26 protein-coding genes and 1 tRNA gene are annotated in these 25,918 nt (G+C 64.7%); 23 read left to right on the top strand and 4 right to left on the bottom strand.

Annotation, left to right across the window (positions count from 1 at the left end):
- The first annotated feature begins 56 nt into the window (after nucleotides 1-56).
- The 6 genes from Q0O97_RS05940 to dusA all read left to right on the top strand — a co-directional run bounded on the left by Q0O97_RS05940 (nucleotide 57) and on the right by dusA (nucleotide 8,005).
- Entirely contained in the window at nucleotides 57-1,004 is a 948-nt protein-coding gene (locus Q0O97_RS05940) for an ABC transporter permease (protein WP_294926190.1), read from the top strand.
- Nucleotides 1,001-1,813: an ABC transporter permease gene (locus Q0O97_RS05935; protein ID WP_294926187.1), complete on the top strand. Its 813-nt coding sequence runs from the start codon at nucleotides 1,001-1,003 to the stop codon at nucleotides 1,811-1,813. Before Q0O97_RS05940 ends, Q0O97_RS05935 begins: the two co-directional genes overlap by 4 nt.
- A gap of 17 nt (nucleotides 1,814-1,830) precedes the next feature.
- Nucleotides 1,831-3,663: an ABC transporter ATP-binding protein gene (locus tag Q0O97_RS05930; protein WP_294926273.1), complete on the top strand. Its 1,833-nt coding sequence runs from the start codon at nucleotides 1,831-1,833 to the stop codon at nucleotides 3,661-3,663.
- A gap of 36 nt (nucleotides 3,664-3,699) precedes the next feature.
- Nucleotides 3,700-5,028: an FAD-binding oxidoreductase gene (locus Q0O97_RS05925; protein ID WP_294926185.1), complete on the top strand. Its 1,329-nt coding sequence runs from the start codon at nucleotides 3,700-3,702 to the stop codon at nucleotides 5,026-5,028.
- Nucleotides 5,029-5,061: 33 nt separating this feature from the next.
- Complete coding sequence (aldA, locus tag Q0O97_RS05920) at nucleotides 5,062-6,528, top strand: aldehyde dehydrogenase (RefSeq protein WP_294926183.1); 1,467 nt, start codon at nucleotides 5,062-5,064, stop codon at nucleotides 6,526-6,528.
- 502 nt (nucleotides 6,529-7,030) lie between these two features.
- Nucleotides 7,031-8,005, top strand: a complete 975-nt coding sequence (dusA, locus tag Q0O97_RS05915) for a tRNA dihydrouridine(20/20a) synthase DusA (protein ID WP_294926181.1) — start codon at nucleotides 7,031-7,033, stop codon at nucleotides 8,003-8,005.
- A 387-nt stretch (nucleotides 8,006-8,392) separates the two neighbouring features.
- On the opposite strand, the gene mazG is transcribed toward dusA, so the two are convergent.
- Nucleotides 8,393-9,223 carry a nucleoside triphosphate pyrophosphohydrolase gene (gene mazG, locus Q0O97_RS05910; RefSeq protein ID WP_294926179.1) on the bottom strand — a complete coding sequence of 277 codons (831 nt, stop codon included), beginning with the start codon at nucleotides 9,221-9,223 and terminating at the stop codon, nucleotides 8,393-8,395.
- 240 nt (nucleotides 9,224-9,463) lie between these two features.
- On the opposite strand from mazG, the gene yajC reads away from it, so the two are divergent.
- The 11 genes from yajC to Q0O97_RS05855 all read left to right on the top strand — a co-directional run bounded on the left by yajC (nucleotide 9,464) and on the right by Q0O97_RS05855 (nucleotide 17,700).
- Nucleotides 9,464-9,790: a preprotein translocase subunit YajC gene (gene yajC, locus Q0O97_RS05905; protein WP_294926177.1), complete on the top strand. Its 327-nt coding sequence runs from the start codon at nucleotides 9,464-9,466 to the stop codon at nucleotides 9,788-9,790.
- A gap of 16 nt (nucleotides 9,791-9,806) precedes the next feature.
- Entirely contained in the window at nucleotides 9,807-11,471 is a 1,665-nt protein-coding gene (secD, locus tag Q0O97_RS05900) for a protein translocase subunit SecD (RefSeq protein WP_294926175.1), read from the top strand.
- Nucleotides 11,472-11,483: 12 nt separating this feature from the next.
- Entirely contained in the window at nucleotides 11,484-12,458 is a 975-nt protein-coding gene (secF, locus tag Q0O97_RS05895) for a protein translocase subunit SecF (protein WP_294926173.1), read from the top strand.
- A 1-nt stretch (nucleotide 12,459) separates the two neighbouring features.
- Complete coding sequence (locus tag Q0O97_RS05890) at nucleotides 12,460-12,816, top strand: Mth938-like domain-containing protein (protein ID WP_294926172.1); 357 nt, start codon at nucleotides 12,460-12,462, stop codon at nucleotides 12,814-12,816.
- Nucleotides 12,813-13,448 (top strand): heme ABC exporter ATP-binding protein CcmA, encoded by a 636-nt coding sequence (gene ccmA, locus Q0O97_RS05885; protein WP_294926170.1) that lies wholly within the window; start codon nucleotides 12,813-12,815, stop codon nucleotides 13,446-13,448. The genes Q0O97_RS05890 and ccmA overlap by 4 nt, the downstream gene beginning before the upstream one ends.
- Nucleotides 13,445-14,101 (top strand): heme exporter protein CcmB, encoded by a 657-nt coding sequence (gene ccmB / locus Q0O97_RS05880; protein ID WP_294926168.1) that lies wholly within the window; start codon nucleotides 13,445-13,447, stop codon nucleotides 14,099-14,101. Before ccmA ends, ccmB begins: the two co-directional genes overlap by 4 nt.
- 51 nt (nucleotides 14,102-14,152) lie before the next feature.
- Nucleotides 14,153-14,878, top strand: a complete 726-nt coding sequence (gene ccmC, locus Q0O97_RS05875) for a heme ABC transporter permease CcmC (RefSeq protein WP_294926166.1) — start codon at nucleotides 14,153-14,155, stop codon at nucleotides 14,876-14,878.
- Nucleotides 14,875-15,018 (top strand): heme exporter protein CcmD, encoded by a 144-nt coding sequence (ccmD, locus tag Q0O97_RS05870; RefSeq protein WP_294926164.1) that lies wholly within the window; start codon nucleotides 14,875-14,877, stop codon nucleotides 15,016-15,018. The genes ccmC and ccmD overlap by 4 nt, the downstream gene beginning before the upstream one ends.
- The gene (locus Q0O97_RS05865) at nucleotides 15,011-15,553 is read left to right on the top strand and encodes a DsbE family thiol:disulfide interchange protein (protein WP_294926162.1); all 543 of its coding nucleotides are present in this window, start codon (nucleotides 15,011-15,013) and stop codon (nucleotides 15,551-15,553) included. Before ccmD ends, Q0O97_RS05865 begins: the two co-directional genes overlap by 8 nt.
- Before the next feature lie 102 nt (nucleotides 15,554-15,655).
- Nucleotides 15,656-16,759, top strand: a complete 1,104-nt coding sequence (gene hisC, locus Q0O97_RS05860) for a histidinol-phosphate transaminase (RefSeq protein WP_294926159.1) — start codon at nucleotides 15,656-15,658, stop codon at nucleotides 16,757-16,759.
- Nucleotides 16,756-17,700 (top strand): prephenate/arogenate dehydrogenase family protein, encoded by a 945-nt coding sequence (locus tag Q0O97_RS05855; protein ID WP_294926157.1) that lies wholly within the window; start codon nucleotides 16,756-16,758, stop codon nucleotides 17,698-17,700. The genes hisC and Q0O97_RS05855 overlap by 4 nt, the downstream gene beginning before the upstream one ends.
- A gap of 100 nt (nucleotides 17,701-17,800) precedes the next feature.
- Here Q0O97_RS05855 and Q0O97_RS05850 read toward each other — a convergent pair whose 3' ends face one another.
- Entirely contained in the window at nucleotides 17,801-18,820 is a 1,020-nt protein-coding gene (locus tag Q0O97_RS05850; RefSeq protein ID WP_294926155.1) for a DUF2125 domain-containing protein, read from the bottom strand.
- 102 nt (nucleotides 18,821-18,922) lie between these two features.
- Here Q0O97_RS05850 and Q0O97_RS05845 point away from each other — a divergent pair, with 102 nt between their 5' ends.
- The 4 genes from Q0O97_RS05845 (at nucleotide 18,923) to Q0O97_RS05830 (ending at nucleotide 22,415) form a co-directional block, all read left to right on the top strand.
- The gene (locus Q0O97_RS05845; protein WP_294926153.1) at nucleotides 18,923-19,477 is read left to right on the top strand and encodes a gamma-glutamylcyclotransferase; all 555 of its coding nucleotides are present in this window, start codon (nucleotides 18,923-18,925) and stop codon (nucleotides 19,475-19,477) included.
- 72 nt (nucleotides 19,478-19,549) lie between these two features.
- Nucleotides 19,550-20,878 carry a biopolymer transporter ExbB gene (locus Q0O97_RS05840; RefSeq protein ID WP_294926151.1) on the top strand — a complete coding sequence of 443 codons (1,329 nt, stop codon included), beginning with the start codon at nucleotides 19,550-19,552 and terminating at the stop codon, nucleotides 20,876-20,878.
- Entirely contained in the window at nucleotides 20,868-22,280 is a 1,413-nt protein-coding gene (locus Q0O97_RS05835; protein WP_294926149.1) for a peptidoglycan -binding protein, read from the top strand. Before Q0O97_RS05840 ends, Q0O97_RS05835 begins: the two co-directional genes overlap by 11 nt.
- 59 nt (nucleotides 22,281-22,339) lie before the next feature.
- Nucleotides 22,340-22,415: transfer RNA gene (locus tag Q0O97_RS05830), tRNA-Val, on the top strand.
- 154 nt (nucleotides 22,416-22,569) lie between these two features.
- On the opposite strand, the gene Q0O97_RS05825 is transcribed toward Q0O97_RS05830, so the two are convergent.
- Nucleotides 22,570-22,761, bottom strand: a complete 192-nt coding sequence (locus tag Q0O97_RS05825; RefSeq protein WP_294926147.1) for a hypothetical protein — start codon at nucleotides 22,759-22,761, stop codon at nucleotides 22,570-22,572.
- Nucleotides 22,762-23,374: 613 nt separating this feature from the next.
- Between Q0O97_RS05825 and Q0O97_RS05820 the strand changes: the two genes are divergently transcribed.
- Nucleotides 23,375-24,367, top strand: a complete 993-nt coding sequence (locus tag Q0O97_RS05820) for an AAA family ATPase (RefSeq protein ID WP_294926145.1) — start codon at nucleotides 23,375-23,377, stop codon at nucleotides 24,365-24,367.
- Entirely contained in the window at nucleotides 24,367-25,245 is an 879-nt protein-coding gene (locus Q0O97_RS05815) for an SIR2 family protein (protein WP_294926143.1), read from the top strand. Before Q0O97_RS05820 ends, Q0O97_RS05815 begins: the two co-directional genes overlap by 1 nt.
- Nucleotides 25,246-25,508: 263 nt before the next feature.
- Here the strand turns inward: Q0O97_RS05815 and Q0O97_RS05810 are convergent.
- On the bottom strand, nucleotides 25,509-25,918 hold a 410-nt coding region (locus Q0O97_RS05810), incomplete at its 5' end, for a hypothetical protein (protein WP_294926141.1).

Below are 25,918 nucleotides of genomic sequence, written 5' to 3'. Positions count from 1 at the left end.
GCCGGGCGCGGATTGCCCGTCCGGCATTTCCCGACAACCAGACGAAAGGCTGTTCGATGGGGTGGTTTGTCCGACGCGTGATCCAAAGCCTCTTCATGCTTTGGGTGGTCGTTTCCCTGGTCTTCCTGTCCATCCATTTCGTGCCGGGCGATCCGGCGGAACTTTTGCTGTCACAAGACGGCGGAGCGCCCGATCCCCTGATGGTCGAGATGCTGCGCGAACAGCTTGGCCTGAACCGCCCGCTGGTCGAACAATACGCGCATAATGTCGCGGGGATCATGCGCGGCGATCTGGGCACCTCGATGGTCGATGGCAGTTCGGTCAGTGCCGAGGTCATGCGCCGACTGCCGCGCACGCTGGAACTGATCGCGGCGGCCGGCATCCTCAGCCTGCTGATCGGCATTCCCGCAGGAGTCCTGTCGGCGCTGCGCCCCAGGGGCCGCTTCTCGCGCGGTGCGGCGCTGGCGGCGGGAACGGCACAATCGGTGCCGGTCTTCGTGCTTGGCACATTGCTGGTGATCCTGTTCGCGCAGGTGTTGGGCTGGCTGCCCGCCGGGGGCTTCACGCCGTTTTCGCGCGATCCGGGCAAGCATCTGCAATTGCTGATCCTGCCCGCCGCGACCATCGCCATCGGATTGTCCGCCATCGTCTTTCGCATCACCCGCGCCTCGATGCTGGACGTGCTGCCGCTGGACTTCATCCGCACGGCGCGGGCCAAGGGCGTTCCCGCCCGGCGCGTCGTCATCCGCCATGCCCTGCGCAATGCGCTGATGCCCGTCATCACCGTCTTTGCGCTGCAACTGGGCGGGCTGCTGGCGGGCACGGTGCTGGTCGAAACGGTGTTCAACTGGCCCGGCCTGTCGGGAATGCTGGTCGCGGGGGTGAACGCGCGCGACTACCCGGTGGTGACCGGCGTGCTGGTCGTCGTCTCGGCCTTTTATATCGGGCTGAACCTGCTGGTTGACATCATTTACGGTATCACCGACCCGAGGGTGCGCAAATGAGACAGGCTTTCCAAAGCCCATCGGGCATCCTGCTGGCGCTGATCCTGGCGATTGCCTTTATCGGGCCGCTGCTGCCCTTGGCCGATCCGCTGGCGATGGACGTGGCCGCGCGGTTCGCCGGACCTTCGATCACCCATCCGCTGGGGCAGGACGAATACGGGCGCGACCTCATGTCGCGGCTGGTCCACGCGCTGCGCTCGGCCATCCTGATCTCGGGCGGGGCGGCGATGATCTCGGCGATGATCGGCATTTCTATCGGCGTGATCGCGGGATATGTCCGCGGCTTTTCCGAGGCGCTGTCGATGCGCGTCATGGATGTGATCCTGTGCTTTCCGCCGCTGCTGCTGGCGATGCTGGCCGCGACGCTTTACGGGGCCGGCCCGTCCACGCTGGTGCCGGTGCTGGCGCTGGTCTTCGTGCCCAGCTTCACCCGCGTCGCCCATGCCAGCGTGATGACCGTGCGCGGGCAGGATTACGTGGATGCCACGCGGCTGATGGGGGCGTCAGTGCCGCGCATCATCTTTCGCACGATCCTGCCCAATATCGTCGGGCCGCTGTTCGTGCAGTTCAGCTTTGTCGTCGTGATGTCGGTGATCCTGGAATCCGGCCTGTCGTTCCTGGGCCTTGGCGTGTTGCCGCCGCAGCCTTCGCTGGGGATGATGATCGGCGCCGCCCGGTCCACCTTCGCGCAGGAACCGTGGCTGCTGCTGGCGCCGTGCCTGTCGCTGATCGTGCTGGTGCTGGTGCTGAACGCCTTTTGCGACCACCTGCGGCAGCTTTTCGATCCCAGGCGGGAATCGGGCGCATGAGCCGCAATCGGGGGAATATGACCGTGACGCAACCCGCAGAACATCCGCTGTTGCAGGTCCAGGGCCTGACCGTGGGCTTTCGCCGCGGTGGCCAATGGAACGATGTCGTCCGCGACATGGGCTTTTCGGTCGGCGGGGGCGAGACGCTGGCCATCGTGGGCGAATCCGGTTCGGGCAAAAGCGTCACCTCGATGGCGCTGATGCAACTGCTGCCGCGCGACAATGCGCGCATTTCGGGGCAGGCGCTGTTCCGGGGCACCGATCTGCTGCAACTGGACGAACGCCAGATCGAGCGTATCCGGGGCGACCGTATCTCGATGATCTTCCAAGAGCCGATGACCTCGCTCAATCCGGTGATGACCATCGGCGCGCAGATCGCGGAATCGATCCTGACCCATCGCCGCGTCACCAGGGCCGAGGCCCGGGCCGAGGCGCTCGCGATGATGGACCGGGTGCGCATTCCCTCGGCCCGCAGCCGTTACGACGATTTCCCCCACCAGTTTTCCGGCGGGATGCGGCAGCGGGTGATGATCGCCGCCGCACTGGCCTGCCAGCCCGACCTGCTGATCGCCGATGAGCCGACGACCGCGCTGGACGTGACGATTCAGGCGCAGGTGCTGGACCTGATCAAGGAATTGCAGGCCGAAAGCGGCATGGGCGTGATCTTCATCACCCATGACATGGGCGTCGTGGCCGAGGTCTCGGACCGCACGCTGGTCATGTATCATGGCGATGTCGTCGAAGCCGGCACGACCGGGCAGATCTTCCGCCAGCCGGCGCGGACCTATACCAGCGCGCTGCTGTCCGCCGTGCCCCGCTTGGGCTCGATGACCGGGAACGCCGCGCCATTGCCCTATCCGGTCTTCGATATCGACAGCGGCAAGCTGCGCGAACCCGCGCCGCGCCCCGACACGCTGCGAGAGGATGCGCCCTGTCTGCTGGAGGTCAGCGACCTTTCCAAGCGCTTCACCGTCCAGAGCAAGCTGCTCAAGCGCACCATCGCCCGCGTTCATGCGGTCGAGGGTGTCAGCTTTACCCTGCGGCAGGGCGAGACGCTGTCCATCGTGGGCGAATCCGGTTGCGGGAAATCGACCACGGGCAAGCTGATCACCGGGCTGCATCCGCGCGACGAAGGCCGGGTCCTGCTGGCCGGGCGCGAGTTGGGCGATATCCCGGCGGCCGAGCGCGCCCATGACATCCAGATGATCTTTCAGGATCCCTATGCCAGCCTGAACCCCCGCCTGCGTGTCGGCGAGGCGATCACCGAGCCGTTGCGCATCCACGGCAAGGCAAGCGATGCCGAAAGGCGCGAGATCGCCGCATCGCTGCTGACCCGCGTCGGATTGCTGCCGGACATGGCCGGGCGTTATCCGCATGAATTCTCGGGCGGCCAGCGTCAGCGCATCTGCGTCGCCCGCGCGCTGGTGATGAAGCCCAAGGTCATCGTGGCCGACGAGGCGGTCTCGGCGCTGGACGTGACGATGAAGACGCAGGTCGTCAACCTGATGATGGACTTGCAGCAGGACATGGGCCTGGGCTTCGTCTTCATCAGCCACGACATGGCGGTGGTCGAGCGCATCAGCCACCGGATCGCGGTGATGTATCTGGGCGAGATCGTCGAGATCGGCCCGCGCGCGGCCATCTTCGGAAATCCGCGCCACCCCTATACGCAAAGGTTGCTGGGCGCGGTGCCGGTGCCCGACCCCGCCCGGCGCCACCAGCGCGGCGCGGTCGCGGTGACCGAATTGCGCAGCCCCGTCCGCCCGCCGGACTATTGCCGCCCCGATCGGCGCTATCTTGAAATCTCGGACGGTCATTTCGTCCTGGACACCGGGGAAGACTGGCAATGACGCCAGCCCCCATTCTGACGATGCGAGCCAAGATCCATGTCCACGCTTTCCATCCCCGTCGCCCCCTTTACGGGTGACGATACGCTTCCCGCCTCGGTCGACGTGGTGATCGTCGGCGGGGGAATCGTCGGCGTCACCACCGCGCTTGAACTGGCCGAGCGCGGGATATCGGTCGCGGTCTGCGAAAAGGGCGTGATCGCGGGCGAACAGTCCAGCCGCAACTGGGGCTGGACGCGGCAGATGGGCCGGGACGAACGCGAGTTGCCGCTGTGCATGCATTCGGTGCAGATGTGGTCGCGGATGAACGACCGCATCGGGCGCGACACCGGCTGGCGCCGCACCGGCATCAGCTACCTGTCCTACAACCGGCGCGACCTGAAGGGCTGGCTGGAATGGGAAGAGATCGGCCGCCGTCACGGGCTGGACGCGCGGATGCTGTCGCAGGCCGAGATCGCGGACAAGCTGCCGGGCAATAATGGCGGCATCCTGGGCGTGCTGCATACCGCCTCGGACGGGCGGGCCGAGCCTTGGATCGCAGTTCCCGCCATTGCCGAGGCCGCGCGCGAAAAGGGCGCGCATATCCTGACCGGCTGCGCCGTGCGCGCGGTCGAAACCTCGGCCGGGCGCGTCAGCGCGGTGGTGACCGAACGCGGCACGATCCGCTGCCAGGCGGCGGTGGTCGCGGGCGGGATCTGGTCGCGGCTGTTTCTTGGCAATATGGGGCTGGATTTCCCGCAACTGAAGGTCATCGGCCCTGTGGCCAGCGTGGACGGGGTCGAGGGGCTGACGGACATGCCGGTGGGCGCGGGGGACTTTGCCTATCGCAAACGGCTGGATGGCGGTTTCACCGTGGCGGTCAGGAACAGGAACCTCGCCCCGCTGACGCCGGATCATTTCCGGCTGCTGACCGAATTCTTCCCGACCTTCCTGACCACATGGCGCGAGTTGAGCCTGCGCCTGAACGGCACCTTCCTGCAAGAGCTGATGACGCGGCGGTCCTGGCGCGCGGACGAGGCGACCCCGTTCGAGGCCTGCCGGGTCATGGACCCGCCCGCCGTTCCCGGCTTTACCCGCAAGGCGCTGCGCAACCTGACCCGCGCCTTTCCCGGCTTCGCGAATGCCCGCATCCGCCACGAATGGGCGGGCGTCATGGACGCGACGCCCGACGCGATCCCGGTCATCAGCCCCGTCCATACCGTCCCCGGCCTGCATGTCGCCTCGGGCTTTTCGGGGCACGGCTTCGGCATCGGCCCCGGTGCGGGCCAGTTGATGGCCGACCTGATCACGGGCGACCCGACCCGCGTCGATGCCAAGGTTTTCGACATCGCCCGCCTGCGCCCGCGTTACGGCGCGGCGGCTGCCTGACCCGTTTCACGACTTTCGGAGGAGAAACCCCAAATGACCCGCATTCCCGCCAAGGCTTTCGAGGGAAAGCCGCAGGACTACCGCAACTATATCGACGGCGCGTTCGTGGAAAACGGTGCCGCGATGATCGAGGTGCTGAACCCCGCCAACGGCCAGCTTCTGGGCCGCATTCCCGAAACCGGCGCGGATCAGGTCGATGCCGCCGTCAAGGCCGCGCGCCGCGCGCAAGGGGATTGGGAAAAGCTGCCCGCCATCGAGCGCGCGGGCTATCTGCGCAAGATCTCGGCCAAGCTGCGCGAACATCGCCTTGAACTGGCCGATGTCATCGTCAAGGAACAGGGCAAGGTGCGCGCGCTGGCCCAGATCGAGGCCGATTTCACCGCCGATTACATCGATTACATGGCCGAATGGGCCCGCCGGATCGAGGGCGAGGTGCTGACCAGCGACCGCCCGGATGAGACCATGCTGCTGCTGCGCAAGCCCATCGGCGTGGTCGCGGGCGTGCTGCCGTGGAATTTCCCGTTCTTCCTGATCGCGCGCAAGATGGCGCCGGCGCTGGTCACCGGCAACACCATCGTCATCAAGCCCAGCGAGGAAACGCCCCTGAACGCCTATCTGTTCGCGGAACTGCTGGCGGAAACCGATCTGCCGAAGGGGGTCTTCAACCTGATCGGCGGCCGGGGTGCAACGGCGGGCGAGGCGCTGGTCACCCATCCCGGCATCGACCTGATCACCTTTACCGGCAGCGTGGCCACCGGGTCGCACATCATGCAGGCGGCGGGCCGGAACCTGACCAAGGTGAACCTGGAACTGGGCGGCAAGGCCCCGGCCATCGTGCTGAAGGACGCCGATCTGGACCTTGCCGCGCAGGCGATCCATGCCTCGCGCGTGATCAACACCGGGCAGGTCTGCAACTGCGCCGAGCGCGTCTATGTCGAACGTCCGGTCCACGACGCGCTGGTCGAAAAGCTGGCGGTCTTGTTCAATGCCACGCGCTATGGCGATCCTTCGGCTGCGGACGATCTGGACATGGGGCCGCTGATCAACCGCGCGGGGCTGGACAAGGTGGCGGGCGCCGTCGATCTGGCCTGCCAGCAGGGCGCGACCGTGGTGACCGGCGGCAAGATCGCCGACCTGCCCGAGGGCTTCCACTATGAGCCTACGCTGCTGACCGGGGTGAATGCCGGGATGGACATCATGCGCCGCGAGACCTTCGGCCCGGTCCTGCCGATCCAGCCGGTCGACAGCCTCGACGAAGCCATTGCATTGGCCAATGACAGCGAATACGGGCTGACCTCATCTATCTACACCCGCGATCTGAATGCCGCGATGAAAGCCGCGCGTGAGTTGAAATTCGGCGAGACCTATATCAACCGCGAGAATTTCGAGGCCATGCAGGGCTTCCACGCCGGGCGCCGCAAATCCGGCATCGGCGGGGCGGATGGCAAGCACGGGCTGTATGAGTTCACGGTGACCCATACCGTCTATATCAAGGGATAAGCCCGCCCGCTTGCTGCCGTGGCGTTCCGCCGATGTTTCGGATGTTCATCCCTGTGCCGGCGGGGGCGGTCTGGTAACTCAGGCCCAACCCGCCGCCCATCAGCCCGGCATGGGTATGCGCTCGCCTCAGGGGCTGCCCGTGCGGTTGTCGCACGGGCCTTTTGTTCCTGCCGCCCCCACAGGGGTGTTGCGGCCATACCCGGCCCGTGAAGGCACATGGGAACGCGACTATTCCACCACTCGGATGGGCAACGTCGTTTCCGTGAGTGCCTTGCTGCGCCGGGGTGGTTTCCCTACTGCGAACATCTCAGTTATATGGGGCGCATTCAGGTCACCGAATATGTGAAGGCGCGCCATGCATGATCGGTTGGGCAGCGGCCCTTTCGTCTGATCGTGTGTATCATGAGGACAGTGAAACGTCGCAAAAGGGAAAATTCGGGGATATCCGGGCGTTGTCCAGAGCAGGAGCAGAACTTATCAACGGATCGAACGTAACTTGAGAATGCAGATAAATAAAACGCATAGTCTGTCCATCGCGCCGATGATGGACTGGACCGATTCGAACTGCCGGCGCTTTCACCGGCTGCTCAGCCGCCGCAGCCTGCTTTACACGGAAATGGTGACCGCCGCGGCCATCGTGCATGGCGACCGGGGCAAGCTGCTGGACCATGACGCCGCCGAGCATCCGGTGGCGCTGCAACTGGGCGGCTCGGACCCCGCGCAACTGCGCGAGGCGACCCGAATCGCGGCGGATTGGGGCTATGACGAGATCAACCTGAATGTCGGCTGCCCCAGCGATCGTGTGCAATCGGGCTGTTTCGGCGCGGTGCTGATGACGCAACCCGCGCTGGTTGCCGATTGCGTGGCCGCGATGATTGCCGCCAGCCCGGTCGAGGTCACGGTCAAATGCCGTATCGGCGTCGATGACCAGATCCCCGAAGATGTGCTGCCCGCCTTCATCGCCACCATGCGCGCGGCGGGGGTCCGGCGCATGACGATCCACGCGCGCAAGGCCTGGCTTCAGGGCCTGTCACCGCGCGAGAATCGAGAGATCCCGCCGCTGGACCATGCGCTGGTCCACCGCATGAAGGATGCCTTTCCCGACATGGACCTGTCGGTCAACGGCGGCATCGGCTCGATGGCGGAAATACGCGATCACCTGCGGGTGATGGACGGGGTCATGGTCGGGCGCGCGGCCTATCATCAGCCCTGGGACATCCTGGGGGGCGCGGACGCGCTGTGGGACGCGGCCCCGCCCTTTGCCGATCCGGGCGAGGCGGCAGAGGCGATGCGCCCGATGATCCTCGATCACCTGCAGGGGGGCGGGCGGCTGCACCAGTTCACGCGGCACATGCTGGGCCTGTTTCACGGCAGGCCCGGCGCGCGGCAATGGCGGCGGGTGCTGTCCGAGGGTGCCTCGACCGGCGGAATCGAGGTCTACGACGCCGCCCTGAGCCGCACCCGCCCCGAGCAGTGATCGCCCTGCCGGTGCATGGCCCGTGCCGGCGTGCGGCGTGCCCATTGTCTATGGCTGTCCGAGATGGAAATCCGTCAAAAGCTTGCCGAAGGCGAGGATATTGGCCTGATTCTCTGAATTAAGATCAGGAACAGATATTATTTATTTGAAATAAAAAGATATACTTAAAGAATTGTTCTGACCGGGGCCGTTGTTTGGTGGCTTTCCAGCCAGGCAGCGGGACCGATCCCGGGCCTTTCCATCTTGGTAGCGGGTCAGGCGCCTGCCCGTCAGGAACAGGTGGCCGGATGTGAAATCCACCCATGTCCGGCGGGTGCCGCGCGAACCTTTTGCGCCGCCAAGGTCAGCAGCGCAAGCCGGGCGGCGATCAGGCCGGGTTCGTCCGGCTCATGCCTTTTCGCGTGCCTTGGCGGCGTTCCACAGCGCGTCCATCTGTTCCAGGGTGCTGTCCTGGGGGCGCTGTCCCTGTTTGGCAAGTTCGGCCTCGATCATATTGAAGCGTCGGGTGAATTTTTCGTTGGCGCTGCGCAGCGCCTGTTCGGGGTCGATGTCCAGATGACGCGCCAGGTTGGCCATGACGAACAGCAGGTCGCCGAATTCCTCGGCCATGTCCTCGGGGGTCTTGTGGTCGCGGGCCTCGACCAGTTCGGCGGTTTCCTCGGCCAGCTTGTCCAGCACCTTGCCCGCATCGGGCCAGTCGAAGCCGACGCGGGCGGCGCGGTTTTGCAGCTTGATCGCGCGGGTCAGGGCGGGCAGGCCAAGCGCCACGCCGTCCAGCACACCCTTTTCCGCCTTGGCGGCGCGTTCCTGCGCCTTGATCGCCTCCCAGTCGCTGACCTGCTGGCGCGCCGATTTGTCGCGGTTCTCGTTGCCGAAGACATGGGGATGGCGCGCGATCAGCTTGTCGCAGACCTGTCGGGCGACCTCGTCGAAGTCGAACATCCCGGCCTCTTGCGCCATCTGGGCGTGAAAGACCACCTGCAACAGCAGATCGCCCAGTTCCGAGGGCAATTCGTCCCATGCCTCGCGCGTGATGGCGTCGGCGACCTCATAGGCTTCCTCGATGGTATAGGGTGCGATCGAGGCGAAATCCTGCTCGATGTCCCAGGGACAGCCGCAAGCGGGATCTCGCAGCGCGGCCATGATCGCGCGCAGGCGGTGGACCTGGTCTGGGTGCTGCGGAACGGGCAGGGGCGTCGCGGGGGCGGAAGTGGTCACGGTGTTCTCGCTCTGCTGTCGGTCTCTGGCGGCAAGCCATAGCATCCGCCTGCGCGGAATTCGAGCGGTTCCGCCCCCCTTGCCCCCCTGCCTCGCCCCCAGCCGCCCCCACGACAAGGTGACCTGGCCGCGGTTGTGCGACGGCAAGCAGTTTCTTGCCTTCCCCCTTTCCGCCCGATAGGTTGCGCGCCAATTCGGGCCGAACCTTGCGCCCCCCTGCAATCCATAAGGGAACCATCCATGCTTGTGACCCCAGCCTATGCCCAAGGCGCCGCCCCTGCCGGTGGAGGCCTCGAGTCCTTCCTGATCCTGATTCCGCTTTTCCTGATCATGTATTTCCTGATCATCCGCCCCCAGCAAAAGCGGATGAAGGAACACCGCGCCCTGGTCGAGGCCCTGAAGAAGGGCGACGAGATCGTGACCCAGGGCGGCATCATCGGCAAGATCACCGCCGTCCGCGACAATGAGCTGGAGGTCGAGATCGCGCAGGGCGTCAAGGTCCGCATCATCCGTTCGACGGTTGCCTCGGTCGTGAACCGCACGGCGCCCGTGGCTGCGAACAACTGAGGGAACACCCCTTTACATGTTGCAGATACCGCTCTGGAAGCGTCTCGCCATTCTCGGGCTGGTGTGTTTCGGCCTGCTGCTGGCGCTGCCCAACCTGTTCTACAACCGCGTGGAACAGCATAACGATGCGCTGGCGCGGGTCGAGCAGACCGGCGTCACGACGCCCGAGGATGCCGCGCTGATCGCGGGTTGGCCAAGCTGGATGCCGTCGCGCATCATGGCGCTTGGGCTTGACCTGCGGGGGGGTGCGCATCTGCTGGGCCAGATCCACCTCGAGGACATCTATCGCGCACGGATGACCGCGCTCTGGCCCGATATCCGCGACCAGTTGGCGTCCGAGCGCGAACAGATCGGCGCGGTCCGCCGCGTCACCGGCGGCGACGACCAGTTGATCATCGAGATCGGCAATCCCGCCGGCCTGTCCCGCGCGGTCGAGATCGCCCGGCAATTCGCCACCCCCGTCACCACCTTCACCGGCGCGGGGCAGAGCGACCTGAACGTGACGGGCTCGGGCAATCGCGTCACGATCACCATCACCGACGCCGAGAAATCCGCGATGGCCGACCGCACCGTCCAGCAGACGCTGGAAATCGTGCGCCGCCGGGTGGACGAGGTCGGCACGCGCGAACCCACCATCATGCGGCAGGGCGCCGACCGGGTGCTGATCCAGGTGCCCGGCATCGGTTCGGCCGAAGAGTTGAAGGCGCTGATCGGCACCACCGCGCGGCTGACCTTCAACCCGGTCGTCAGCCGCGTCGCCGATCCCCAGACCCGGCCCGGTTCGGGCAATATGCTGGTCCCCTCGATGGACGAGCCGGGCATCTTCTATGTGCTGGAAGAACGCCCCGTCGTCACCGGCGAGGACCTGACCGACGCCCGCCCCGCCTTCGATCAGGCCGGGCTGCCCGCCGTCGATTTCCGCTTTGGCCCGCAGGGCGCGCGGCGGTTCGGCGCCTTCACCTCGGCCAATATCAACCAGCCCTTCGCCATCGTGCTGGACGATCAGGTGATCTCGGCCCCGATCATCCGGCAGCCGATCACCACCGGCTCGGGCCAGATCTCGGGTGCGATGAATATCGAGCAATCGACCCAGCTTGCGGTGCTTTTGCGCGCGGGCGCATTGCCTGCCGAGATGACCTTCCTGGAAGAACGCACCATCGGTCCCGAACTGGGGCAGGACAGCATCGACGCGGGCCGGCTGGCCTCGATTATCGGGACGGTCGCGGTCGTGGCCTACATGATTGCCAGCTACGGGCTGTTCGGGACATTCGCCTCGATCGCGGTGCTGACCAACATCGCCATCATCATCGGGGTGATGTCGGTCATGGGCGCGACCCTGACCCTGCCGGGCATCGCCGGGATCGTGCTGACCGTCGGCACGGCGGTGGATGCCAACGTCATCATCTATGAACGCATCCGCGAGGAGTTGCGACGAGGCAGCCGCGTCGTCAAGGCCATCGATTCGGGCTTCAAGGACGCGATGAGCGCGATCATCGACGCCAACGTGACGACCTTCATCGCGGCGCTGGTGATGTTCTTCCTCGGCTCGGGTCCGGTCAAGGGGTTCGCGGTGACGCTGACCATCGGTATCGCCACCTCGGTCTTTACGGCCATCTTCTTCACGCGGTTGATGATCGTGTGGTGGGTGGAATGGCGCAAACCCAAAGAACTGATCCTGTAAGGGGGTGAACTCATGGCATTCCGGCTGAAACTCGTCCCCGATGAAACCCATATCAACTGGTTCAGGGTGCAATGGCTGACCTTCGGGATCTCGGCCGTGCTGATGGTGGCTTCGGTCATCGTGACCATCGTGATGGGGCTGAACTTCGGGATCGACTTCCGCGGCGGCACGACCATCCGGGCCGAGACCTCGACCACCATCGACGTCGGCGAATACCGTTCGGCGATGGGCACGCTCGGCCTTGACGACGTCGCCATCACCGAGGTCTTCGACCCGACCTTCGGTCCCGACCGCCACGTCGCCCAGATCCGCCTTGCCGCGGGCGAGGGCGACGCCGCCGTCACCCCCGAGGAGTTGAGGCGGATCGAGACCGCGCTGAAGGCCGTCGATCCCGACGTGCGCTTCACCGCCGTCGAATCGGTCGGCCCGAAGGTGTCGGCGGAACTGATCAAGACGGCCATCTATGCGGTTGCGGCGGCGACCTTCGGGATCATGGTCTATATCTGGCTGCGATTCGAATGGCAGTTCGCCATCGGCGCGGTGGTCGCGCTGATCCACGACGTGCTGCTGACCGTCGGGCTGTTTTCGCTGTTCCAGATCAGGTTCGACCTGTCCACCATCGCGGCGCTGCTGACCATCGTGGGCTATTCGATCAATGACACGGTGGTGGTTTTCGACCGATGCCGGGAAAACCTGATCAAATACAAGAATATGCCGCTGATCGACATCATGAACCTGACCGTGAACGAAACGCTGTCGCGCACGGTGATGACCGCGGTCACCACGATCCTTGCCCTTGGGGCGCTGATGATCTGGGGCGGCGACGTGATCCGCGCCTTCGTCTTTGCCATGCTGTGGGGGGTGACGGTGGGCTGCTACTCGACGCTTTACATGGCCAAGAACATCGTGCTGTGGCTGGGCGTCAAGCGCGACTGGTCCAAGCCCGACAAGGACAAGCTGCCCGACGCCTTCCGGGAAGCCCCCTGAGATGGTGGGGATGGAGCCCAGCGAATTTCACGGGGCCGTGCCGGTGGACGGCTACGGCCCCGGCTTTTTCAGGGTGGGCGGCAAGGTCAGCCACGGCGCGCTGATCGTTGCCGGCGACGGTCCGCGTTCGTGGGGCGGGCTGGACGATCTGGCCGGGCTGCTGGCGCTGGCGGGCCAGGTCGATGTGCTGTTCCTAGGGCTTGGTCCCGACATGGCGCCCACCCCGCCGGGACTGGCCGCCCGGCTTTCCGCCGCCGGAATCATGGTCGAGCCGATGTCCACCCCAAGCGCCGCGCGCAGCTACAACGTCACCCTGTCCGAAGGCCGCCGCGTCGCCTGCGCGCTGATACCCGTATGAATCCGCTGGTCGCCGTTCAGGGCCTTGCCGTCGCGCGGGGCGGGCTGCGCGCGTTGGAAGGCGTCTCGTTCACGCTGTCCGCCGGGCAGGCGCTGGTCCTGCGCGGTCCGAACGGCATCGGCAAGACCACGCTGCTGCGCTGCCTTGCCGGGCTGCAACCCGTCATCGAGGGCGATATCGCCGCCGCGCCCGAAAGCCACGCCTATGCGGGCCACCTGGACGGGCTGAAACCCGCGCTGACCGTGACCGAGAACCTGCGCTTCTGGGCCAGCGTCTTCGGGCAAGGCGGCGTGGGCGATGCGATCGCGCGGATGAACCTTGGCCCCCTTGCCGCGCGGCCCGCGCATATGCTGTCGGCGGGGCAGAAGCGCAGGCTGGGGCTTGCGCGGCTGTTGGTCACGGGGCGCCCGGTCTGGCTGCTGGACGAACCCACCGTGTCGCTCGACAGCGCATCGGTCGCGCTGTTCGCGGATGTGCTGCGCGGGCATCTGGCGGCGGGTGGCGCGGCGGTCATTGCGACCCATATCGACCTTGGCCTGCCCGAGGCGCAGCTGCTGGACCTGGCCCCCTTCCGCGCAGGTCCCACCCGGCGCGGCACCCGCGCCGCCGGTTTCAACGAGGCTTTCGCATGATCGCCCTGCTGATGCGCGACCTGCGGCTTGCGACCCGCGCGGGCGGAGGATTCGGGCTGGCGCTGGCCTTCTTCCTGATCGTCGTTTCGCTGGTGCCCTTCGGCATCGGCCCGCAGGGGGGCACGCTGTCGTTGATCGCGCCGGGCATCCTGTGGGTGGGTGCGCTGCTGTCGTGCCTCTTGTCGCTGGACCGCATCTTCGCGCTGGATCACGAGGACGGCTCACTGGACCTGATCGCGACCTCGCCCCTGCCGCTCGAAGGGGTGGTGGCGATCAAGTCGCTGGCCCATTGGCTGACGACCGGGCTGCCGCTGGTGCTGGCCGCGCCGGTCTTCGGGCTGCTGCTGCACCTGCCGGGGCAGGCCTACGGGACCCTGATGCTGTCCCTGCTGATCGGCACGCCCGCGCTGTCGATGCTGGGCGCCTTCGGGGCCGCCGTCACGGTCGGGCTGCGCCGGGGCGGGCTGCTTTTGTCGCTGCTGGTCCTGCCGCTTTACATCCCCACCCTGATCTTCGGGGCCGAGGCGGTGCGTCGCAGTGTCGCGGGCGGGGCGATCGCGACTCCGCTTGTCTTTCAGGCCGCGATAACGCTTGGAGTTCTGGCGCTTGTCCCCTTCGCCGCCGCCGGGGCGCTGCGCATCAATCTGCGGTGACCGTGCCTTGGCGGGCTTGAGCCGCGCCGGGGCGCAGGATAGGAAAACCCCATGTCGATCTGGGAATATGCAAATCCGACCAAGTTCATGCGCACATCCGGGGCGGTGCTGCCCTGGGTCGTGACCCTGGCCGTCCTGTGCTGCGTGACCGGCATCGCCTGGGGGTTCCTGACGCCCGAGGACTACCGGCAGGGTTCGACCGTCAAGATCATCTTCCTGCATGTCCCCGCCGCGCTGATGGCGATCAACATCTGGCTGATGATGCTGGCCGCCTCGCTGATCTGGCTGGTCCGGCGCCACCATGTCAGTGCGCTGGCCGCCAAGGCCGCCGCCCCCATCGGCGCGGTGATGACGCTGATCGCGCTGGTCACGGGCGCCGTCTGGGGCCAGCCGATGTGGGGGACGTGGTGGGAATGGGACCCGCGGCTGACCTCGTTTCTGGTGCTGTTCTTCTTCTACCTTGGCTATATCGCCCTCTGGTCCGCCTTCGAGGATGCCGACAGCGCCGCCGACCTGACGGGCGTGCTGTGCCTTGTCGGTTCGGTCTTTGCGCTGCTGTCGCGCTATGCCGCCTTCTTCTGGAACCAGGGGCTGCATCAGGGCGCCTCGCTTTCCGTGCAATCGGGCGAGCGGATGTCGGCCGTCTACCGCTATCCGCTTTACCTGTGCATGCTGGGCTTCTTCCTGCTGTTCCTTGCGCTGCTTCTGATCCGCACCCGCACCGAAATCCGCCGCCGCCGTCTGGCGGCGCTTCTGGCCCGTGAGAATCGCACATGATCGAGCTTGGCAAATACGCAACCACCGTCCTGATGGCCTATGGCATCTCGGGCCTGCTGCTGGCGGGCATCATCGCGCAAAGCGTGATCGCCAATGCCCGCGCCCGCCGCGCGTTGGAGGCGCATGAGAAGAATGGCTAGGATCTCACCCCTCATGGCCGTGCCGCTGGTCGCCTTCCTGGGTTTCGCCGGGATGGCGGGATGGGCGCTTCTGCGCGACGATCCCACGGCGCTGCCCACCGCGCTGGCCGAACGCGAGGCGCCGCCGGTTGGCGCGACGACCCTGCCCGGCAAGACCCAGTTGACGGATGAGATGCTGCGCGAGCCCGGTGTCAAGCTGGTGAATTTCTGGGCAAGCTGGTGCCCGCCCTGCCGCGCCGAACATCCCACCATCGCCGAGCTGGCCGAGCGTATCCCGGTCTATGGCGTCAACCTCAAGGACCCCGAATCCAACGCGCTGGCATTCCTGCGCGACGAGGGCGATTCCTATCATGCCATCGCCACGGACCCGCGCGGACGCATCGCCATCGACTGGGGCGTCTCTGCCCCGCCCGAGACCTTCATCATCGACGGCCAGGGCCGCATCCTCTACCGTTTTGCCGGCCCGCTGATCCGCGACGATTACGCCAACCGCTTCCTGCCCGAACTGGAAAAGGCGATCGCGGCGGAAAACTGATCGGTTCTTAAGGGATTGCGGCCCGCCGCGTCGCGCTGCCCTCTTGTTCTTGTCATGGGCGCGGGGCTATGACGGTCGGGCACTTTATCGCAGCAGGACATCATGGCACAGAATATTGCCCCGCAACCCGGCATCATGGAAATCTCGCTCTATCAGGGCGGGGCCTCGCATGTCGCCGGGCGGACCGATGCGATCAAGCTGTCGTCGAACGAAAACCCCTTTGGCCCCTCGGATCGCGCGCGCGAGGCCGTCATCCGCGCCGCCCACAACCTGCACCGCTATCCCGGCACCGATCACGCCGGACTGCGCGCCGCCATCGGCGAGGTTCACGGGCTGGACCCCGAACGCATCCTCTGCGGGGTCGGCAGCGACGAGATCATCCATATGCTGTGCCAGGCCTATGCCGGGCCGGAAACCGAGGTGCTGTTCACCGAACACGGCTTTCTGATGTATCGCATCAGCGCCCATGCGGCGGGCGCCACCCCGGTCCAGGTGCCCGAGCGTGAGCGGGTGACCGACGTGGACGCCCTGATCGCGGCGGCGACGGATCGCACCCGGCTGATCTTCGTGGCCAACCCCAACAACCCGACCGGCACCATGATCGAACTGGCCGAACTGGAGCGCCTTGCCCTCGCCGTTCCGCAGGCCATCCTCGTGATCGACGCGGCCTATGCCGAATATGCCGATGGCTACGACGGCGGGGCGGAATTGGCCACACGTCTGCCCAATGTCGTGATGACGCGGACCTTTTCCAAGATCTACGGCCTTGGCGGGCTGCGGGTGGGCTGGGGCTATGGGCCGCGTGAAATCGTCGATGTGCTGAACCGCGTGCGCGGTCCCTTCAACCTCTCGCAACCCGCGCTGGACGGGGCCGAGGCGGCGGTGCGCGACCGTGACCACATCGCCCGCTGCCGGGCCGAGAACAGCCGGATGCGCGCATGGCTGGCGGAATCGCTGGCGGAAAAGGGCGTGCCTGCGGACCCGTCCTTCGCGAATTTCATCCTTGCCCGTTTCGCGGATGAGGAAACGGCCACCGCCTGCGACCGGCGGCTGAAGAACGAAGGGGTGATCGTGCGGCAGGTCGGCGGCTACGGCCTGCCCCATTGCCTGCGCATCACCGTGGGGGACGAGGCGTCCTGCCGCCGCGTGGCCCATGTGATCGGCCTGTTCATGGCCGAGCGCGCAGCAAGCGGGCAGGGCGCATGAGCGTGATCTACGACCGCGTGGCGCTGGTCGGGCTTGGCCTGATCGCCGGCTCGATGTCGTTGGCCATGCGCGAGAACGGGCTGGCGGGCGAGGTCGTGGGCTATGCCCGCAGCGCCGACACCCGCCGCATCGCGCAGGAAATCGGGCTGGTCGACCGGGTGGCCGATGATCTGGCCGAGGCGGTGGCGGGCGCCGATCTTGTGGTTCTGGCCGTGCCCGTGGGCGCGATGGGTGCGATCGCCGCGCAGATCGCGCCGCATCTGAAGCCCGGCGCGGTGGTGACGGACGTGGGTTCGGTCAAGCAGGCCGTGGTCGAGGCGGTCGCCCCCCATATCCCCCAAGACGTCCATTTCATCCCCGGCCACCCGCTTGCCGGGACGGAACATTCGGGGCCTCGGTCCGGGTTCGCCACGCTTTTCGTCAATCGCTGGTGGCTGCTGACGCCGGATGAGGGCGCCGATCCCGAACAGGTCGCCCGCCTGACCCGGCTGATCCGGGGCATGGGCGCCAGCGTTGAAATCATGGATGCCGCGCGCCACGACCTGGTGCTGGCCGTGACCAGCCACACCCCGCACCTGATCGCCTACACGATGGTGGGCGTCGCCGATCACCTCAAGCGCGTCACGCAATCCGAGGTGGTCAAATATTCCGCCGCCGGTTTTCGCGACTTCACCCGCATCGCGGCCTCGGACCCGGTGATGTGGCGCGACGTGTTCCTGCAAAACAAAGAGGCGGTGCTGGATATCCTCGGCCGTTTCGCCGAAGAGCTTTTCGTGCTGCAACGCGCTATCCGCATGGAGGACGGCGAACATTTGCAGGAATATTTCACCCGCACCCGCGCCATTCGCCGGGGCATCATCGAGGCCGGGCAGGACACCGCCGCCCCCGACTTTGGCCGCTCGTCCGCCGCCGAAAAGCCCTTGGCCCCGCCCGAGGAATAGGCGCTTCGATCCGCCTGCGGTATTCTGCCAGTATCCGCGCTGTTGTCTGGCCCGCAGTTGTTTGGCCCATTGTCTGGGCACGTCCCTTGCGGACAGCCGGTCAGGGTGCGCCGATCAGCAGGGGTGCCTCGGCCACGGGGACGCCGCCGAACAGGACCTGGCCATCGGCAAAGACCAGCGGCAGGCGGATTTCATCACCCTGCGCCGGGCGAAAATCCACCGTGGCGGGCATCGGGTTTTCTGCCGCGCCGCGCATCATGGCTTGCAGCATCAGGACCGCGTTCTGCGGGATCAGCCCCAGGGCGGCCAGCGTTTCGACGATGGGCTGGGCGTCGGCGGTGTAAAGCACTGCGATGCCCTCGGCCCGGCCCTGCGCATCCGGCCGTAGCCGCGCGGCGAGGGATGCCGACATATGCCCCACTGTCAGCCGTGTCTCGGCCAGTTCCAACGCGACGGGCCGGGGGGGCTGCCCGCCGCTTGCGGCCTGCGGATCGACCAGCCGGTCCAGCCAGACCCGGCCCTGGCCCTGCGCGGTGATCCGCCCTTCGGGCCAGCCTTCGGGCGGGGTGAAACCGGGCAGGGCGGCGGGGTCCAACGCCTCGACATGCAGGCCGACGTCATAGGCCGAGCGGGCGCCTTCCGGCCAGTCGCCGTCCGGCGCGACCGGCTGCAACGACAGGCGCAGCGGCGCGGCCAGCGGCTTGCCGTTCAGCGTCACGGCCTCGGCCCCGATGCGCAGATGCCCCAGCGTCATCTGGCGCAGCGAGGCAAGGCTGAACGTCGCCTGGGGCGCGGTCAGGCCAAGGTCGAAGGACTGGCCCAGGTGGCGGATCTCGATCCGCTGGGGCAGGTCGGCCACGAAATGGTTGGGCCGCAGGCTGCGCGCGGACAGGTCCAGCCGGGGCAGGGCGATCCGGGTGCCGGGCAGGGTCGCCTCGATCCCCGTCAGTCTTGCGCCGATCCGCGCGGGATTGCGCAGCGGTGCGGTCTCGGCCACCCGGATGTCGGGCTGTCCGGCAAGGCCGGTGCGCAACTCGCGCGCGACGAAGGTTTCGGCCAGCGCCCAAAGCACTGCCAGGACGACAAGGATCAACGTCAGGAAAATCAGCAGGCGGCGCATCGGGGACAGGTCTTGCAGCTTATCCGTCTTGGAACGACGCGCATCGTGGCCTAAGTTTTTCCCGAACGAAAGGCTTGCAGGCAGGGATCGGCGGATTCGCGAATGACGGCTGAGGAACAGCGGCAATATTGGGTCTTTGCCTATGGCTCGTTGATCTGGGATCCGGGCTTCGACGCCGCCGAAAGCGTCGAGGCACGGCTGGACGGCTTTTCGCGCAGCTTCTGCATGGAATCGGTTGTCTATCGCGGCACGGTGGAACGGCCCGGACTGGTTCTTGCGCTGGACGCGGACCCGCTGGCCCATTGCCGCGGGCTGGCCCTGCGCGTGGCCGCCGTCCATTGGCCCGAGACGCTGGCCGCCCTGCGCGAACGCGAACTGACGACCGGCGCCTATCGCGAGGAACTGGTGCCGCTGGACCTGGCCGATGGCCGCCGCGTTCAGGCCGTGACCTACATCATGCGGCGCGAACATGTGCAATATGTCGGCGGCCTTACCGTCGAGGAACAGGCCCGCATCATCGCTGCCGCGACCGGCGGGCGCGGGCCGAACCGCGACTATCTGTTCAATACCGCCCGCCATCTTGCCCAGATCGGGCTGCGCGATCCCGCGCTGGATGAATTGTCGCGCCGGGTTCAGGCGCTGATCGCCGCGAACTAGGGCGATCCGCTTGCTTGGCACGGCTGTCATATCTGCCTAAACTCGGCTCGAAATCACCAAGGGGACAGGATCATGTCTGACGCCGACGACAGCGGATCGCGCGACCCCGCAGGGGGCGACCGCCGCATCAGGGCCGTGCGCAGCGACGCGGCCAGACCGGCGCCCGCCAGCCATCCGCATTTCTCGCAGCCGGTGCGTCAGATCGTCCTGATGCTGATCGCGCTGGCTCTGGTCGGGGCGAGCGGCTGGTATGCCTATGGGCGGATCATGTCGATCTTCCTGACCAACCCGATCCTGAACGGGGTGATCTTCGGCGTTTTCGTGCTTGGGGTGCTGACATGTTTCTGGCAGGTCGCGCAGCTTATCACCTCGGTCAGCTGGATCGAGGGATTCGCCCGCCGCCGCCGCCGCGCCATCGAGGGCGGGGCTTCGGCCCCCGCCCTGGACGAAGAGGGCGCGCCGAGGTTGCTCGCGCCCCTGGCGGCGCTTCTGGGCACGCTTGGGCCTGCGGGCGGGACGATTTCGACCGCTTCGTCCCAGTCGATCCAGGATTCGGTCGCCGCGCGTATCGACGAACAGCGCGATATCACCCGCTACATGACCAACCTGCTGATCTTCCTTGGCCTTTTGGGAACCTTCTACGGGCTGGCGATCACCGTCCCGGCGGTGGTCGAGACGATCCGTGCGCTGTCGCCGCAGGAAGGCGAAAGCGGCTTGCAGGTCTTCGACCGGCTGATGGAGGGGCTGGAGGACCAGCTTGGCGGCATGGGCACGGCCTTTTCAAGCTCGCTTCTCGGGCTTGCGGGGTCGCTGGTCGTGGGCCTGCTGGAACTGTTCGTGACCCACGGCCAGAACCGTTTCTACCGCGAGTTGGAAGAGTGGATGAGCGGTTTCACCCGCGTCGATATCGGCGGGGCGGGGGCGGCTGGCACGGGCGGCGATGCGTCGGCCCTGCAAGGTTTCCTGGATCAGTTCGAGGCACGGCTTGCCGATCAGGTTGCGGGCCTTCGCGACGACCGCCATCAACGCGACGAGGCGCAGGCCCGCCAGGCGCAGGCATCGCAAGACCAGGTCCGCCAGTTGGCCGCCGGGATCGAGGGGCTTGGCGAACGCATCCTTGCCGCGAACCAGTCCCTGACCCAGGCGCTGGCCCGCATGGCCGAGGGGCAGGATCGCCTGGTCGCCCTCGCGCAGCAGGCCGCAGCCGATCAGCCCGCTTCCGCGCAAGAGGAATCCGACATGATCGAGGCGCGGATGCATCTGCGCTCGCTCGACTATCAGCTTTCCCGGCTGATCGAGGAAATGGCCTCGGGCCGCGCCGACATGGTCGCCGACCTGCGCGAGGACATGGCCGCCCTGACCCGCGCCATCCGCCGGCTGGAGCGCGGCGATGAGGTTTAACCGCAGCAGCACCAACCGCTTCAGCACCAGCATCTGGCCGGGCTATGTCGATGCGGTGACCTCGCTTCTGATGGTCATCATGTTCGCCCTGACCATCGCGATGGTGGTGCAGGCGGTGCTGCGCGAACGCATCGACAGCCAGGACAGCGAACTGGACCAGCTTGGCCTTCAGATCAGCCAGATCGCGCAGGCCCTGTCGGCCTCCGAAGCCCGAGAGGCCGCGCTGGACCGCGACCTTGCCGCCGAGCGTGATCGGCTGGCCGCCGCCGCCGCCGAAATCGCCCGCACGCGGGACGAGATCGACGCGCAGGCCGAAGAAGCCCGCCTTGCCGCCGCCCGGCGCGAGGCGCTGGAGGCTCTGCTGGCCGACCTGCGCCGCAGCAATGCCGAAACCACGACCCGGCTTGAAGAGACACAGGCCCGGCTTTCCGATGCCGAGGCCGCCCGCCTGACGGATGCCGCCGCCGCCGCCGCCCTGCGCGAAAGGCTGGAAAATTCGCAGGCCGAACTGACGGCCATGACGCTGCAACTGGAATCCGCGCGGCAAGAGGCCGAGGACACCCTGACCCTGCTGGCCGCCGCCGAATCAGCGCGCGAGGAACTGGCGCGGCAATCCCGTGAACAGGTGGGCGAGGCCGAACGCCAGGCCGCCCTGCTTGCGCTGGCCAACGAACGGCTGGCCGAACAGCAGGCGGGCGCCACCCAGGACCAGCGCCGCGTCGCCGCCCTGACCCAGCAGGTCGCCCAGTTGAACGCGCAGCTTGCCAATCTGCAAGCCGTGCTGAACATCACCGATGAGGGCCAGCGCGAGGCCGCGCTGGAGGTCGAGAACCTCGGCCAGCAACTCAACGCCGCCCTTCTGCGCGCCGCCGAGGAAGAACGCCGCCGCGTGGAACTGGAGCGCGAGGCCCGCGAACGCGCCGAGGCCGAGGCTGCCGATCTCAGCCGCTATCGCTCCGAGTTCTTCGGCAGGCTGTCGCGCATCCTCGAAGGGCGCGAAGGGGTGCAGGTCGTGGGTGATCGCTTCGTCTTTTCCTCGGAAGTGCTGTTCCCGGCGGGCGAGGCGACGCTGGCCTTGGCCGGGCGCGACCAGATCCGCAACGTGACGGCGATGCTCGAACAGATCTCGGACGAGATGCCGGGCGACATCGACTGGATCATCCGCGTGGACGGCCATACCGACAGCCAGCCCCTGTCAGGCCTTGGCCGCTATCGCGACAACTGGGAACTCAGCCAGGCGCGTGCGCTGGCGGTGGTGCGCTACATGATCGACGACCTGGGCTTTCCGCCCGACCGGGTGGCCGCGACGGGTTTCGCCGACACCCGCCCCGTCGATCCCGCCGACACGCCCGAGGCCCGCGCCCTGAACCGCCGGATCGAGTTGAAGCTGACCGAACGCTGACCTCCCGAACACCGACCCCTTGCCAAGCACTACCGCGCCGGTCTAAGAGCCTGCCCCAAGGGTGGTTAGCTCAGTTGGTAGAGCGCTTCGTTTACACCGAAGATGTCGGGGGTTCGAGTCCCTCACCACCCACCATGCCTCTGTGCCGTTTTCTGCATGTTCCTGAGTGCCTTAAACGGCATTCTTGAAGTCTGCGGACATCTTGTCATCATATCCGAAGATGTCCGCGGTCACTCCTGTGTCACCTGGAATCCGGGCAGGATGTCACGGGAAATACATGACCATCCCGTCATAACGACACGACGAGGTTGAGGCGAAGGACGGCCTCACGACCCTCGCGCGCCGTTACCAAGGCCGCCACGAACTCCTTCAGGCTGCGGCCCTCATGGTGCTCGCCATCCCCTTCGATCTGCCATTCGAGCAGTTGCGGCATGGCCATCGTGATCGTCCCCCAGACTGCGCCGCTCTTGTTCTGTTGCATGTATCTTGCTCCTCATGTGTTGGTAGGAATCAGGATAGCAAGACCAGGAGCACGGCACAAAATGGACGGAACAGGTTCAGAGCGGGAATGTGGCAACAGAGATACAACCGGCTGTGAGCAGTCCAAGGCCCAACACGATAAAAGGCCGCTTATTGCCGCCGTTCCCGCTGATCGCAGCGAATCGTTACTCTGAGCCCATCAGCGACATTCGATCAGACCGTAGCAAGGCAGGCCGTTCGCTTGTGCAGCGGAAAACACGGCCCATTGTCGCCGCTCGACCTCCAAATATGCTGCTTTTCCGCATTCCCAGGAGCTGCAGGTCGTCTTGCTCCGCAGCGAACACTTAGCCCGCATGGTAGCGGGCAGCTCATGGCCGTCAGTCGTCGCAATCAGTGGCGACCAGACAATGTATCCGAACCGCATGCTCGCGTTGCGGCGGCATAACTGCTACGGCATGGTCGCGACCGGGACAAAGCCGAAGTCCGCTGAGGGAAGGAGCGGGGACTTGCGAGAGTTTTGCCCGTTTGGGTTTTGTGCGCTCTTGATACATAAAAGTTGCGCAAGTTCATCTAATACATTATAAAAAAATAACCCTGATTTCTGAGGTGTCTGGATGGCTGTTTCTATTTCATTCTTCAACAACAAAGGCGGCGTTGGCAAAACAACTTTGCTTTGCAATGTCGCGGCTTTCGCTGCGGAGGAATATAATTTAAGTGTCCTCGTCATTGACGCCGATCCACAGTGCAACGCCACTCAGTATATGTTCGAAGATAAAAAACTTTCTTATTTTTACGAAGAGACCTCTTCTTTTACTATCTACGACATAATTCGCCCGCTTTCTCTCGGGAAAGGGTACAGCAAGGACCTCAAAGTTACAAAAAGTGCACGTTTTGGCGTTGATGTTGTTCCTGGAGATCCTCGCTTGGCGCTCACCGAAGATTTGCTGGCGAAAGATTGGGGGTCCGCGATCGGCGGTGATTCTCGAGGTATGAGAACGACTCTGATGTTCGCGGAGTTGATGAAACGCTGCGATGATTATGACTTGGTCCTCTTCGATGTCGGACCTTCTTTGGGGTCCATAAATAGAGCCGTTCTACTAGCTAGTAATTATTTCGTTGCGCCGATGTCGATAGACATATTTAGCGTTAAAGCCATAGACAATATTTCCGCATGGATGTCGAAGTGGAGCAAGCAATGGGAAGTTGGAGTGACTAATGTTGATGATCCTGACGAAGTAGATACCGATTTAGCTCGGAGCTTGGGTTTTCTCGGTTATGCATCACAGCACTATATTGCCAAGGCAGATTCCACGGGAACAAAACGGGCCGTAAATGCCTATGAAAAAATAATGAAGCAATTTGAAGGTATCGTGAGCGCGGAGCTGTCCCGCATCGCCCCTCCCCCGAGGGGCGTCAAAAAACTCTCTCTTGGGGCTATCCCAAATTTGCACAGTCTAGTTCCAATGTCTCAATCGGCTCGTGCTCCCGTGTTTGCCTTGAAAGCTGCTGATGGAGTTCGGGGTGCACATTTTACAAAGGTCAAAGATGCTCGAAAAACCTTCGGGGTGGTCGCCGATGCGATACTTAACCGTGCGGGGCTGATTTGATGATTGACTGGCCCGATCAGCTTAAAATTGATTTGTTGTCGCGGCGTGTGGTTGTGTTTTTCGGGAGCGGTATATCGAAAAGCTCCACCGGCAGAGACGGCGTAACTCGCCCTCCTCTCTGGAGTGAATTTCTCAGCCGAGGGTTGGAGAAAGCTGGCACTAAAGGCACTTCACACATCAAGAAAGCGATCTCTCAGAATGATCTTTTGCACGCATGTGAGTGGTTAAAGAAAAAATTGGACGACGACTGGGAGCCATTCCTTCGGGAGTGCTTTATAGATCCCGACTACTCTGCGAGTGAAACTCACAAAGCCATATTCAATTTGGATCAAAGGATTTACATAACCCCAAATTTCGATCAGATATTTGAAACTTTTGTTATATCTGAAACTGGAGGTCGAGTCACGGTTAAACGCTACTGCGATCAAGATGTCCATAATTTCTTACGTGAAGACAGAACTCATGTGATAAAGCTCCATGGCACAATTGACTCACCAAATGAGCTTATCTTTACAAATCATGATTATGCTCAGGCTCGGGTAAAACATTCCGCTTTTTACGACGTGTTGGATGCATGCCTCCTATCCCATACGTTTCTGATATTGGGCTGCGGCATATCCGATCCCGATATTACTCTTCTACTCGAGAACCAGAGATTTAACTTCCCAAATTCTAGGCCGCACTACTTCGTTACTTCTTCGAAGATGCCTGATGACCTGAAGAGGTCATTGAGAAAGAACAGAAATCTCAAGTGCCTCACATATGACCCCAGAGAAAATCATTCTACACTGTTGCAATCTCTAAAGAATCTTGCAGAAACTATGAATGACGCACCGTTGCTGCCCGTAGAATTAAGTGGCAATGATTCAGCTCAGTAGTACAATTGACAGGCCGTTTATGAGGGGTGGTCAGCGCCGGCGTTCATTCATCGATATCCGATCACACTCGACGGCAGTGCAGTCTACCGATTTGGCTCTGACTTTTATGTCCCCGGATTGCCCAAAACCGGAGCTGATTACGAATGTCCGGGTCGGGGTTTTCCCGTCTGAGGAATTGGGATGGCAATAGGGTAGGCAAGCAATTGCCTTGCTCTGTCGCTTCAGCCGCGCCGCAGTGCCTGCGTCGGTTAGCTTTCGGCCCCTTAGGGTGGAAGCGACAGTGACTTCGCTGCGGTCAGCCCGAACGGCTGCTTCATGAGGTTGCTGCGACAGCCATGCCGCGCTGTCGTCAGGTTGCTTTTCGCCCTACGGATGGGACCTGAGGCGATGCTGGGCTTGGTCGCGCGCACCTGCGAATGGCAGCTTCGTCTCGCATAGCGGAAGTTGATTTCTGCTTCAGCAAACGACAGCTTGGGCGGCTTGGCGTCGTGGAACAGCCGGACCGCTTCCCCGTCGTCGGTGTTCGCCGTGACTTGGAAGCCGTCCGCCTCGATCAGGCTCAGGGCCGGATATTCGGCGATCAGGAGGGCCTCGAAGATCGCGGCGTCGAGGGCGATCGGTGTGAACCGGCATGGAAAACTGACCCCGTAACGGGGTGATCGGCTTCCAAAAC

Source organism: uncultured Paracoccus sp. (assembly GCF_945915435.1).
Lineage (GTDB): Bacteria > Pseudomonadota > Alphaproteobacteria > Rhodobacterales > Rhodobacteraceae > Paracoccus.
Note: the sequence above shows the minus strand (reverse complement) of the source record. Positions and strands in the feature narration are given on the sequence as shown.